This is a genomic window from Polaribacter sp. Asnod1-A03 (assembly GCF_045063585.1).
In the GTDB taxonomy this organism is placed as follows: Bacteria; Bacteroidota; Bacteroidia; order Flavobacteriales; family Flavobacteriaceae; genus Polaribacter.
Genome location: NZ_JBEFOE010000009.1, coordinates 3435572 through 3448116 on the forward strand (window position 1 = coordinate 3435572; position 12545 = coordinate 3448116).

The 12545-nt window shown below is 30.6% G+C and carries 12 protein-coding genes; 6 read left to right on the forward strand and 6 right to left on the reverse strand.

The features are described from left to right. Positions 1-8: 8 nt before the first annotated feature. From ACJJVY_RS15380 to ACJJVY_RS15390, 3 genes are all read left to right on the forward strand, one after another. Positions 9-839, forward strand: a complete 831-nt coding sequence (locus tag ACJJVY_RS15380; RefSeq protein ID WP_405610801.1) for an ABC transporter ATP-binding protein — start codon at positions 9-11, stop codon at positions 837-839. Positions 840-884: 45 nt separating this feature from the next. Further along, the gene (locus ACJJVY_RS15385) at positions 885-2153 is read left to right on the forward strand and encodes an alginate export family protein (protein ID WP_405610804.1); all 1269 of its coding nucleotides are present in this window, start codon (positions 885-887) and stop codon (positions 2151-2153) included. A gap of 172 nt (positions 2154-2325) precedes the next feature. Continuing rightward, positions 2326-2982 carry an HAD family hydrolase gene (locus tag ACJJVY_RS15390; RefSeq protein ID WP_405610807.1) on the forward strand — a complete coding sequence of 219 codons (657 nt, stop codon included), beginning with the start codon at positions 2326-2328 and terminating at the stop codon, positions 2980-2982. Here ACJJVY_RS15390 and ACJJVY_RS15395 read toward each other — a convergent pair. Then, complete coding sequence (locus ACJJVY_RS15395; protein ID WP_405610810.1) at positions 2979-4043, reverse strand: substrate-binding domain-containing protein; 1065 nt, start codon at positions 4041-4043, stop codon at positions 2979-2981. The two genes, ACJJVY_RS15390 and ACJJVY_RS15395, sit on opposite strands and share 4 nt — an antisense overlap. 161 nt (positions 4044-4204) lie before the next feature. On the opposite strand from ACJJVY_RS15395, the gene ACJJVY_RS15400 reads away from it, so the two are divergent. The 3 genes from ACJJVY_RS15400 to uxaC are packed head-to-tail and all read left to right on the forward strand — an operon-like array spanning position 4205 to position 7637. Beyond that, entirely contained in the window at positions 4205-5014 is an 810-nt protein-coding gene (locus tag ACJJVY_RS15400) for an SDR family oxidoreductase (protein WP_405610813.1), read from the forward strand. Positions 5015-5026: 12 nt separating this feature from the next. Next, positions 5027-6214 carry a mannonate dehydratase gene (gene uxuA, locus ACJJVY_RS15405; protein ID WP_405610816.1) on the forward strand — a complete coding sequence of 396 codons (1188 nt, stop codon included), beginning with the start codon at positions 5027-5029 and terminating at the stop codon, positions 6212-6214. 10 nt (positions 6215-6224) lie between these two features. Beyond that, positions 6225-7637, forward strand: a complete 1413-nt coding sequence (gene uxaC / locus ACJJVY_RS15410; protein WP_405610819.1) for a glucuronate isomerase — start codon at positions 6225-6227, stop codon at positions 7635-7637. Positions 7638-7723: 86 nt separating this feature from the next. On the opposite strand, the gene ACJJVY_RS15415 is transcribed toward uxaC, so the two are convergent. Genes ACJJVY_RS15415 through ACJJVY_RS15435 form a run of 5 tightly spaced genes read right to left on the reverse strand, consistent with a single transcriptional unit; the run spans position 7724 to position 12147 of the window. Continuing rightward, on the reverse strand, positions 7724-7912 hold the full coding sequence (locus ACJJVY_RS15415; RefSeq protein ID WP_405610822.1) for a hypothetical protein: 189 nt from the start codon (positions 7910-7912) through the stop codon (positions 7724-7726). A 12-nt stretch (positions 7913-7924) separates the two neighbouring features. Next, complete coding sequence (gene larC, locus ACJJVY_RS15420) at positions 7925-9202, reverse strand: nickel pincer cofactor biosynthesis protein LarC (protein ID WP_405610825.1); 1278 nt, start codon at positions 9200-9202, stop codon at positions 7925-7927. Continuing rightward, positions 9199-9858 (reverse strand): nickel pincer cofactor biosynthesis protein LarB, encoded by a 660-nt coding sequence (gene larB / locus ACJJVY_RS15425; protein ID WP_405610828.1) that lies wholly within the window; start codon positions 9856-9858, stop codon positions 9199-9201. Before larB ends, larC begins: the two co-directional genes overlap by 4 nt. Continuing rightward, the gene (gene larE / locus ACJJVY_RS15430; RefSeq protein ID WP_405610831.1) at positions 9851-10648 is read right to left on the reverse strand and encodes an ATP-dependent sacrificial sulfur transferase LarE; all 798 of its coding nucleotides are present in this window, start codon (positions 10646-10648) and stop codon (positions 9851-9853) included. The genes larB and larE overlap by 8 nt, the downstream gene beginning before the upstream one ends. Positions 10649-10683: 35 nt before the next feature. Beyond that, positions 10684-12147, reverse strand: coding sequence for an aldo/keto reductase (locus ACJJVY_RS15435; RefSeq protein WP_405610834.1), 1464 nt, complete (start codon positions 12145-12147; stop codon positions 10684-10686). Positions 12148-12545 lie beyond the last annotated feature (398 nt).

The window sequence follows — 12545 nt, forward strand, 5'->3', positions numbered from 1 at the left end:
GGATAAAGATGAGCATTATAACAGAACATAAAATCACAAAAAAGGTGATAGAAAATACTTCTTTTCCTTCTAATGAAGTAATGTTAGATTTAAAAGATCTTAAAAAAATATATCCAACACCAAAAGGAGATTATGTAGTTTTAGAACACTTAAATCTTCAAATACGTAAAGAAGAATTTGTCACTATTATTGGGCATTCTGGTTGTGGTAAAACGACAATGCTTTCTATGATTGCAGGTTTAAATCCTATTTCTGATGGAAGCATATCTGTACTAGGTAAACCGATTAAAGGCCCAGGACCAGATAGAGGAGTTATTTTTCAATCGCCAAGTTTAATGCCTTGGATGACTTCTTTACAAAATGTACTATTAGGGGTAAATCAAGTTTTTCCTCATGCCACAAAAGCACAAAGAAATGATATTGCAAAATACTATTTACAAAAAGTAGGTCTAGAAGATGCTTTTCATAAAAAAGCAAGCGAACTATCGCAAGGAATGCAACAAAGAGTTGGTATTGCAAGAGCATTTGCTATAAAACCCAAAGTTTTATTATTAGACGAGCCTTTTGGAATGTTAGATTCTTTAACGAGGGGAGAATTGCAAGATATCTTAATAGAAATCTGGAATAAAGAAAAAATTACCGCAGTTATGATTACGCATGATGTTGATGAAGCTATTTTTTTAGCAGACAGAGTAGTAATGATGACAAGTGGACCAAAAGCAAAAATAGGAGATATTTTAGATATTGATTTTAAAAGACCAAGAACAAGAAAATCTGTTTTAGAACACGATGATTATTATAAGTATAGAAAGCATTTAATAGACTTTTTAGAGCATTAAATAACAACCAAAAACAACACAACATTTTTAAAAAACAACACAACAATGAAAAAAGAGTATATAATTTTAGGGCTATTATTAGTAAGTTTTCAAATAACAAAAGCACAATTTACATTAGATGCAGAGTTTAGACCACGTACAGAGTTAAGAAGTGGTTTTGGAAATCTAATTGCAGATGATGCAGATGCAGGATTTGGAATTTCTACAAGAGCAAGATTAAATGCAGGTTTTAAAACAGATGCATATAAGGTGTTTATTAGTTTACAAGATGTAATGGTTTGGGGGGAAAACAGACAATTATTGCCTTATGATCAAAACAATACATTTGCTGTATATCAAGCTTGGGCAGAATTAGATTTAGGAGAAGGATGGTCTACTAAATTAGGTCGTCAGGTATTTGCTTATGATGATCAAAGAATTTTAGGAGGTCTAGATTGGGCGCAACAAGGCCGTAATCATGATGCGGCATTATTAAAATATAAAAAGAACAAGTTTGCCTTAGACTTTGCTTTGGCATTTAATCAAGATTACTCTAATCCAACCGGTTTTATTTCTACTGGAACAGAATACGCTACAACAGGTTTTTTCTCATACAAAACAATGCAAATGCTACATTTATCTCAAGGATGGGATAGCTTTAAAGGGAGTTTATTATTGTTGAATAATGGTTTTCAGGCTTATGATGATGCAAGTAACCCTGATGGAGTAAATAACTTATTAACTTTAGGAACACACTTAAATTATAAAAAAGGAAATTTTGGTGCTGCCGCAAATATTTACTTACAAACAGGAGAAAGACAAGGTGGTACAGAAGTTAGTGGAGCTTCTTTATTCAGTTTAGATTTTAGTTATAAAGCATCTTCTAAAGTAGGGTTAGGGTTAGGTTTAGAAAGTATTAGTGGAGCAAAAGATGATAGTGCAGCTTTTTTCCCTTTATATGGTACAAATCATAAATTTAATGGATTTATGGATTATTTTTATGTAGGTAATCATGCAAATTCTGTTGGTTTAGTAGATGTACATGCAAGTGCTAATTTTACATTAAGTAAATCATCTAGTTTATTAGTAAAAGCATTAAATTTTAGTGGTGAGCAAGCGTTAGCAAGTGGAGAAAAATCTTTAGGAACAGAATTAGATTTAGTGTACAAAAAGCAATTTAAAGGATATGCTTTAGTTCTTGGATATTCTCAAATGTTTGCTTCTGATGGAATGTATGAATTAAAGGGAATTACAGAAGATGCGGCTGCAGGTTCTCAAAGTTGGGCTTGGGCTATGTTAGTAATTAAGCCTAAATTTTTAGGAGGGTCAAAATAAAATATTTGGATTGATAGTTTATTGATAATACTGTTTTTTTAATGTTAATAATTTGTGTTATCAATATTTAAATCCCTCGAAAGAGGGATTTTTTATCTAATTTTTTTCGCAAAATTATTTACTAATTTTTGATTCAAAGTATCTTTTATTAGTAATTTTATCAAAAAAACGAATGAAATATAAAGCTGTTGTTTTTGATTTAGATGGTACGCTTGTAAATTCTATAAAAGACATTGCAGATGCTATGAATGTTGTTTTAGAAAAACGTAATTATCCTATTTACGATTATAGAACCTATAAAACTTTTGTAGGTAGCGGAGTAAGAAGTTTAGTTGTTAAAGCACTTCCTTCAGAAAGCCCACAAAAGGAAGAAGTAGAGGAGTGTTTAAAAGAGATGATGCAAGTTTACCGTGAATGTTGCATAAATAAAACAGTGCCTTACGCAGGTGCTTTAGAGTTGTTAGAACAATTAAAAGCTAAAAATTTACAACTTTGTATACTCTCTAATAAAGAAGATACATTAACCAAAAAAGTTGCTTCTGTTTTATTGCCAGATTATTTACATCCCGTTTTAGGATTAAAAGAAGAGGCGCTTAAAAAACCAAACCCTAAGGTTGCTTTGCAAATTTGCGAAACTTTAAATGTAAAACCAGAAGAAACTATTTTTGTTGGAGATACAGATGTAGATATTTTAGTGGCTAAGAATGCAAATATGTTACCAGTTGGTGTAACATGGGGTTTTAGAGATGAAAAAGAATTGATAAAAGCCGGAGCTGTACATATGTTAAAGCATCCTTTAGATTTGATAAAAATTATTGAGGCTAATTAAGCTTCCGTAAATTCATTTTTTCTATTGTATATTACATTTTCTTTGATAAGAATATCTATTGGTAAATAAAATTTATCATTAGAAACTTTTTTTTGTATTAAAAAATCAGATAATAATTTTACTGCTTCATAACCTTGATCAAATGGTTTTTGTGATATTAAAAAAGAAACAGAATCGTTCAATAAGCAGTCAATATTTTGTGGAGTATTATCAAAACCAATCAATTCAATTTTATCTAAATTTTTCGAGTTTAAACAATTAGCAATCATGTAAACTCTACTAAAAGGAACAAAAATCCCTTTTATTTCTGGGTGAGTTTCTAAATAAGAATTGATGATTTCTTTCCTATGTTCTGTATCATCTATGTTTTCTATTTTTAAAACTGTTGTTTTTGAGTCTATTTTATTTTTGATAAAATAGTTTTTAAAGCCTTCAACTCTATCTGAAACAGCATTATTTCTAGTAAAATTTTCTTTTGATTGAATAATTAAAAACTCCGAATATTTAGGAGTGTTAAAGCACATTAATTTACCCGAAATGTAACCTGCAGTGTAAGAGTCTTGTCCAACAAAAGAAATATTATTAAACCCTTTTATATCAACATTTAAAAAAAGATAAGGAATTTTTAAGTCTTCTAATTTATTCACGATATCAGTTGTTTCTTTAAAGAAATTAGGTACTAATATTACCGTAGTAGGTTTGCTTTCTAATAATAACCTAAAAGTTTTCGAATAAGAAGAAGCATCGTATTGATTAAACTTAAAAGTATCAACTTGAATACCTAGATTTTTAACGTCCGAAGTAGCTTTTAAAATTCCTAAATACGGAGACTTCCAAAATAAATCTTGTTGATTGTGTTCTGGGATTAATACCGCAATAGTATATTTGTTTTTTGTTGCCAATGCACTTGCAACAGGGTTTACAGTAAAATTATGATGTGCTAAAATTTGTTGAACTTTAGTAGCTGTTTTTTTAGAAACACCACCTCTATTGTGTATTACTCTATCTACAGTGCCTTCAGAAACATTGGCCTCTCTAGCGATATCTTTTATTGTAATCATATTAAAAATTGATAAGCTTTTTTTTACGCAATGTAATAAAATTAAACTATTCGTGTGCGCACACATTTATTATTTCATTATATTTGTGTGCGCACACAAAAAAGGAGTATTACAAGTTTTAAGTGTAGCTATAGAAATAGAATAAACTAAAAAAGATACAGGTGGATACAATTTTTAACGTAAAAGATAAGGTAATAATAATTACAGGAGGTTATGGTGTTTTAGGTTCTAACATAGCAAGGCATTTAGTATCATCTGGTGCAAAAGTGGCGATTTTGGGTAGAGATAAAGAGAAGGCTGATAAATTTGCAACATCATTATCTAAAACACATGCTTTAGGTTTTAAGGCGGATGTTTTAAATAAAGAGGCCTTAGAAGAGATTAAAACAGAAATTATAAGTACTTGGGGACAAATAGATGTTTTAATAAATGCAGCAGGAGGTAATATGGCAGGAGCAACTATTTCTCCAGGTGATTCTCTTTTTGATATTTCTATTCCAGATTTTCAAAAAGTTACAGATCTTAATTTAATGGGCACCGTAATACCTTCAATTGTTTTTGGTAAGCACATGGCAAGTCAAGGTAATGGTTCTATTGTTAATGTAAGTTCTATGGCAGTTCCGCAAGCATTAACTAGAGTTGTTGGTTATTCTGCATCTAAAGCAGCTATGGAAAATTTTACACGTTGGATGGCGGTAGATATGGCATTAAAATTTGGTGATAAAATTAGAGTGAATGCAATTGCTCCTGGTTTTTTTATTGCAGATCAAAATAGAAAATTGTTAACGAATGAAGATGGTTCTTTAACAGATAGAGGAAATACAATTGTACAAAACACGCCAATGAGACGTTTTGGAGAGGCAGAAGAATTAAACGGAGCTGTACATTTATTATGTAGCGAAGCTTCAAAATTTATAACAGGAACAGTAATTAGTATCGATGGTGGTTTTGGTGCTTTTAGCGGCGTTTAAAAAAAGAATAAAATGAAACAAAATTTAGAACAAACTTGGCGTTGGTACGGACCCAATGATCCAGTTTCTTTATCAGATATAAAACAATCAGGAGCAACAGGCGTTGTTTCTGCATTACATCACATTCCTAATGGAGAAGTTTGGACGGTTGATGAAATCATCAAAAGAAAAGAAATTATAGAAAATGTAGGATTAACTTGGTCTGTTGTAGAATCTGTGCCAATTCATGAAAACATTAAAACAAAATCTGGAGATTATCAATTATATATTGAGAATTATAAACAGACACTTTTAAATTTAGGTGAATGCGGAATTGATATTGTTTGTTATAATTTTATGCCCGTTTTAGATTGGACACGTACTAATTTAGATTACGAAATTTCAGATCAATCTACTGCTTTGCGTTTTGAAGCTGCTGCTTTTGCTGCTTTTGAATTATACTTATTAAAAAGACCAGGTGCCGAAAATGAATATTCTGAAGACAAAAAACAAAAAGCAGCTGAGTTTCTTAAAAATGCTTCAGAAGAAGATCAAAAAAAATTAATCAGAAATATTATTGCAGGTTTACCAGGTGCAGAAGAAGGTTATTCTTTAGAGGAATTTAATGCTATTTTGGCAACCTATAAAAATGTAGGTTCAAAAGAATTAAAAGCGAACTTATTTTCGTTTTTATCAGAAATTATTCCAGCTGCAGAACAAGCAGGCGTTTTAATGTGTATTCACCCAGATGATCCTCCTTTTCCTATTTTAGGATTGCCAAGAGTGGTCTCAACAGAAAAAGATATAGAAGATATTTACAATGCTGTAAAATCGCCAAATAACGGATTGACTTTTTGTACAGGTTCGTTTGGTGTAAGAGCAGATAATGATTTGGCAGGAATGGTAGAACGTTTAGGAGATAGAATTCATTTTATCCATTTACGTGCTACAAAAAGAGATGCAGCAGGTAATTTTCATGAAGCAGATCATTTAAATGGAGATGTAGATATGTTTGCCGTAATGAAAGCATTAATTTTTGAGCAACAAAAACGTATTGAAGCAAGAAGAAAAGATGTAAGAATGCCTTTTAGACCAGATCACGGACATAAAATGTTAGATGATTTAAAGAAAAAAACAAATCCTGGTTATTCTGGTATTGGGCGTTTGCGTGGTTTGGCAGAATTACGTGGTTTAGAAATAGGAATTAGACGTTCGTTATAAAAAAATTAAAATGAATAGTACCGATTTTATAAATGATAACTTTTTATTGCAATCTGAAATAGCAGAAAAATTATATCATCAATATGCTAAAGATTTACCGATAATAGATTATCACAACCATTTATCACCACAAATAATTGCAGAAGATCAACCAATTAAAAACATTACAGAAGCTTGGTTAAATGGCGATCATTATAAATGGCGTGGCATGCGTGCAAATGGTGTAGACGAAATTTTTATTACTGGTGATAAATCTACCCAAAAAGAAAAGTTTTTAAAATGGGCAGAAACTGTGCCTTATACGTTAAGAAATCCGTTGTTTCATTGGACACATTTAGAGTTAAAACGCTATTTTAATATTGATAAAATTTTGCAACTATCAACGGCAGAAGAAATTTATGAAAAAGCAAATGCTATTTTAAAAGACAAAACTCCTGCTCAATTATTAGAACAAATGAATGTAGAAATTATTTGTACCACAGATGATCCTACAGATAATTTAGAACATCATAAAAAAATTGCAAAAAAAGGTTTTTTTACTAAAGTTCTTCCAACTTTTAGACCGGATAATTTACTTTTAATAGAAGCAGAAAGTTATACAGCTTATATTAAAAAAATGTCTAATTGTGTAGGTTTTTCAATCACAAATTTATCAGAATTATTAAAGGCAATTCAGAGTAGAATAGATTTTTTCAATAGTTTAGGTTGCCGAGTTTCTGATTATGGATTAGAGCAAGTTTATGCTTTTGATTTTACTGAAGAAAAGGTTGATAAAATCTTAAAAAAACGTTTATCTAATATTGATATTTCTAAAGCAGAAGCAGATATGTTTGCTTCTTGTATTTTGTATCATTTGTGTAAAATGTATCATGCAAAAGATTGGGTACAACAATTTCATTTAGGAGCTTTAAGAAATAATAATAGCAAATTATTAGATGAAATTGGTTTAGATGCAGGTGTAGATTCTATTGGAGATTTTACCCAAGCACAACCAATGTCTAAACTTTTTAACAAGTTAGATGCAGAAAACTGTTTAACTAAAACCATTACGTATAATTTAAATCCGTCTTTAAACGAAGTTTTTGCAACCATGATGGGTAATTATAGTGAAAGTGGAGTTCCTGGTAAAATGCAATGGGGTTCTGGATGGTGGTTTTTAGACCAAAAAGAGGGTATGGAAAAACAATTAAATACACTTTCTAATATGGGGTTGTTAAGTCGTTTTGTTGGAATGTTAACAGATAGTAGAAGTTTTTTATCTTTTCCAAGACACGAATATTTTAGACGAATTTTGTGTAATTTATTAGCGGAAGATGTAGCAAAAGGCTTGGTACCAAACGATACAGGTTTTTTAGGAAAAATGATACAGGATATTTGTTATTATAATGCTGTAAATTATTTTAATTTTGATTTAGAAAAGTAAACTTTTTTTTTGATAAAGAATTTTAAAAATAAAAAACAGATGCTATTAATAACATCTGTTTTTTATTTACTCTAGTTGTGTTCAAGTTAATTTTTACTGTTTTTTAAATTTGTTTGCGTCATTTTCCAAACAATAGCAACTAAAGCAATTGCAGGAATAACTAACCAAGCCCATTCACTCAAAAATGAATCGTGAGTATGAGAGGTAGTTTGTACGTGAGCATTTATCATTTGAGAACTGATTGCTATAAAGAAAATAGATAATAACTTTTTCATTGTTTGTGATTTTTAAGGATTTATATTTAGTTTATTTACTACTTGAAATGGTGATTGATTTATCTCTTTAGACAATCTTTTTACATCATCAAATTCAGGTTTAATTTTAATATTTTTTGTTGGTGTAGTAACTTCTTTCACGAGTAATTCTCCGAATTCTGTTGTTGTTTTTTTCTGAATTCTAGGTAATTCTATACGGTCTATTGGGTAATAACGAACACCAATAGTACTTGTGTTATCAAATAAATAATTAGATACTTCTGTTAAATTATCTAACGGAAGAATAACACTTAGTAAGAAGGCAAACCTACCTTTCTTCATTAATTGTTGTGTAATACTAAAATCTAAAGCTCCGGATTTTAATAAACCATCTTGAAAATCTATTCCTAAATATTCAGGCGACATATCATCAATAGAAGCTTCTAGTTGTAAGTATTTATCTTTTTTCTTTTCATTTTCTATTAAAGAAATACGTACCACATTGGCATTGTGGAAATTCTTTTTCCCTGGACCATACGCAGTTTTTATTGGTGTGTAAGCTGTATTCTTAAAATCAGGGTTTAAATATTTTAAAATTGCAGCTCCTGTTGGTGTAATCTTTTCTCCTTCTTCTGTACCAGGATAAATTGGCATTCCTTGTAGTAACTCTGCTGTTGCAGGTGCGGGAACGGGTAGCATTCCGTGTTGGGTCTTTACAATACCAAAACCCGTGCAAATTGGTGTGCAATATGTTTTAGATATATTTAATTTATCAATCAATACCGCATTACCAACAATGTCTATAATAGAATCTACGCCACTTATTTCATGAAAATGAATGGTTTCTAATGGCATATCATGAATTTTAGATTCTGCCTTACCAATCATTAAAAAAATCTTATGTGCTATTTTTTTAGCATTATCACTAATATGTGCGTGATCTATAATTTTTTGAATATCACTTAAATGTCGATGCGCTCCGTGATGATGATCGTGTGAGTGACTATGTGAATGAGAATGACCGTGATTATGGCTGTGAGAATGCGAATGGTTATGTGAGTGGTCATGATGATGATGTTCATGATTGTGATCTGTTTTTAATTCTTTTTCAATATTTAAATCAACAACTTCTACATACTGACAATTAATACCATTTTTATCAACCTGTTCAATTTCTATTTTACCATCAGGCAAATGTAGCTTTTTAGGTAAATCTAATAAAAGTTCATAATCTCCAAGCAATTCACTAAAAGCACTTAAGAACATGTTTCCTGATAAACCCGAAAAGGCTTCTATATATATCGTTTTCATTTTTCCATTAGTTTCAATATTCTAAAAGCACTCATGGCTGCTCCGTAACCATTATCTATATTAACTACTGTAATTCCGTTTGCGCAACTTGTAAGCATTGCATGTAAAGCGGTTTCTCCATTTTTTGCAGAACCGTAACCTACAGATGTTGGTACGCCTATAATTGGTTGTGGTAATAACCCACCAATAACTGTTGGTAAAGCCCCTTCAAAACCAGCAACAACAATTAAAACATCAAACGTTTTTAATACATCTAACCTGTTTAATAATCTTTGCAAACCAGCAACACCTACATCATGAATAATACGAGATTTTACGCCCATATATTCTAAAGTATAAAAAGCTTCATTGGCTACACCAATATCTGAACTTCCTGCAGAAATAATTCCTATTTTCGCAGGGTTATTATCTGAATTTTTAACCTTAGAAAGCATAAGAATTTCAGATTCATCATCATAAAATGCTGTTTTAAATGTTTTTAACAGCTCTTTTGCTTTGTCGTTTTGGAGTTTAGTTATTAATACATTTTTATCTTTTTCAACATAATCTTTCAGTAAGTTTGAAAGTAATGCTACGCTTTTTGAGGCTCCGAAAATAACTTCTTCAAAACCTAATCTGCGTTTTCTGTCTTCATCAATGATAAAGGCTTTATCCATTTAATACACGATTTAATTTACCAGAAACAAAACCTTCTTCATCCATGGTTACTTTAGAAAAACCTAAAGTTTTAATTTCTTTGGTAATTTGGTTGAATTGATTTTTTAATGTTTCCATTTCATTTACAGGCACTTCTATTTTTGCTTCTTCTCCTTGGTGTCTTACTCTTACGTTTATAAATCCAAATCGATTTAAAACATATTCTGCATGTTCAATTTGTTTTAATCTTTCGTTATTAACTTCTGTTCCGTAAGGAATTCTAGAACTTAAACATGGGCTTGGTGGTTTAAAAGCTGTTTCTAAACCTAGCTCATTTGCCATTTCTATAACTTCTTTTTTACTGATTTTTAGCTCTGATAAAGGTGATTTTATTTGATGATTTTTAGCAGCCTCTAGTCCAGGGCGATAATCGCCTAAATCATCTAAATTGGTTCCGTTTAATATGGTGTATTCAGGATATCTTTCTTCAATAATATCTACCATAGCTTCATAAAGATGCGTTTTACAGAAAAAACAACGATTTGCTGGATTTGCTGTATAATTTGGATCTTGTAATTCTGAAGTTTTAATAACTTCAAGATTAATATTGTGTGTTTTACAAAAATCTGTAGCTACGTTAAAGTCTTTTGATTTTAGACTTTCGGAATTTGAAATTAATCCAATAGCAGCATCACCAAGTGCTAATTTAGAAACATACAAAACCAATGAAGAATCTACACCTCCAGAAAAAGCTGTAACTGTTCCTTTATGGTCTATAAACCATTGTTTTAGTAATGTTAATTTTGACATATATACTTTGTTTTTTTGTATAGTTAAATAAAATACTAGGCTATATTTCCTTTAGTATCCACAGTTTTAACAGTAATATCACCAATGTTTTGGTCTATTTCAAAAACAAAAGGTTCTTCTTTTAAAACTTGAGGTTGATGTTTAACAGTACCTAAAACTTTACCATTAGAAACAATTTCGTAATGAGATATAGGGTTTTCTGAAGCATAAGCGGTTTGCCAAGTTATTTTGATTTTACCATTAACAGTTTCTTGTTTTAGATTTCTAGGCGGTGTCATGTCTATTTTATCAAGCTGAAAGAAATTTGTTCGTACCCCTGCTACTTTTGCAGTTTTAGCTTCAATCTCTAGTCTTTTCTTATCAGATATCTCATTAGGTTTCACTTGAGATGCATAGTAATTTTGAGTTAACTGACATTTAAGCGGATCTTCATCTATATGACCAATTCCTATAATTAAGGTATCTACACCTGGTGTTGTTAAAACATATTCTATAAGTTCATGACTTGGTAAATCTATAGAACCTACTTTACGATAAATTTGGTCTGGTCTTCTTGAGAACCCAGGGACTTCTTTATACATGGTTCCAGCCCCAAAAACTTTCATTCCAACAACACCAATTCCTTTGGCTTTAGCTAGTGGAATAACATTGTGTTTCATGTTGAAATACAAATGATCATTCGAGTTAACTGATACTAATAAGGCATCTAGTAATTCATATTTATCTCGTTGCATAAAATCAATCATAGCTTCAGCATTAGTGTGTCCTGAAAAACCAATATGCTTCAATAATTTTTCGTTTTTAGGATTGGTTCCTGTAAAATTAGTCCCATCTCTAAAATCTTTTAAAACCACTAAAGCTCCAAAATTTTCATCGGGTTTAATTGGTGTTTCAAGACCTTTATATAACACATCATTTTCTTCAATAGCTTGTAAAGCATGCACCAAAACAATATCTACGTATGAACCTTCTGGGTAGTTGCCTTTTCCATCTCCAAAAAGTTGGGTCATTGTTCTTCTAATATCATCTGCAGCCGTTTGCACATCTGCACCATTAGATTTGTTTCTTACGTTTTCTTGCTCTTTCCAACCTGGTTTTCCCCATCGCATAAGTGTTTTACTTGTAATGGTGATAGATTCTCTTAGCTTTTTATCGTAATTTGGTTTTTCTGGAATTAAGTTCAATTTTTCAAAAGCTGAATGGTAATGCAATTGACTTAAATCATACACATTTGAAGTGTCAAAATAATTTATCCCTAAATCAAAGGCTTTTGTAATAATTGCAACAGGATCTACATCATCTGGTGTCCATTGTATAGATGCTTGTCCTCCAAGTCCCAAAGTGGTTACTTTATTTTTCATTCTACCAAAACTTCTCATCATCGGTTCTGGAGCGTTTTCAGAGAAGCTAATATCTAAAGGAAAAAACATTGCTCCGGCTGTTGCCATGCTTGATAGTTTTATAAAATCTCTTCTTGATACAGGATATACTTTTTTCATAAGTCAATGTTTTAATGAGACTTAAATTTAATAATAGTTTATCCGAACAAAGATTAGTTAAAGTTAATTAGGTTTTTTTTAACATCATTTTGATTATCAGTGTTAATGTTATAAATATCTTGGTTAATTCTGTTGATATTTGGCTGTTTTATGTTAAATTTTTTTGGTAGTAGATAAAGTTAAAAAGCGAAAATTAGAAGAATTTTCGGACTATTTTCGGAATTTTTTAAAACAAAAAAGAGTTAAAACATTTATTAAAAATGTGATAACTCTTTTTTTTGTACTCAAGGTGGGAGTACGTTGTTTTTTAAACGTGTTTAATCTCTTTTAAACCCTTTAAATACTATATAATATAGCTTAATTAATTAATTTGAAATAAATTTTAATCAAATTTTATT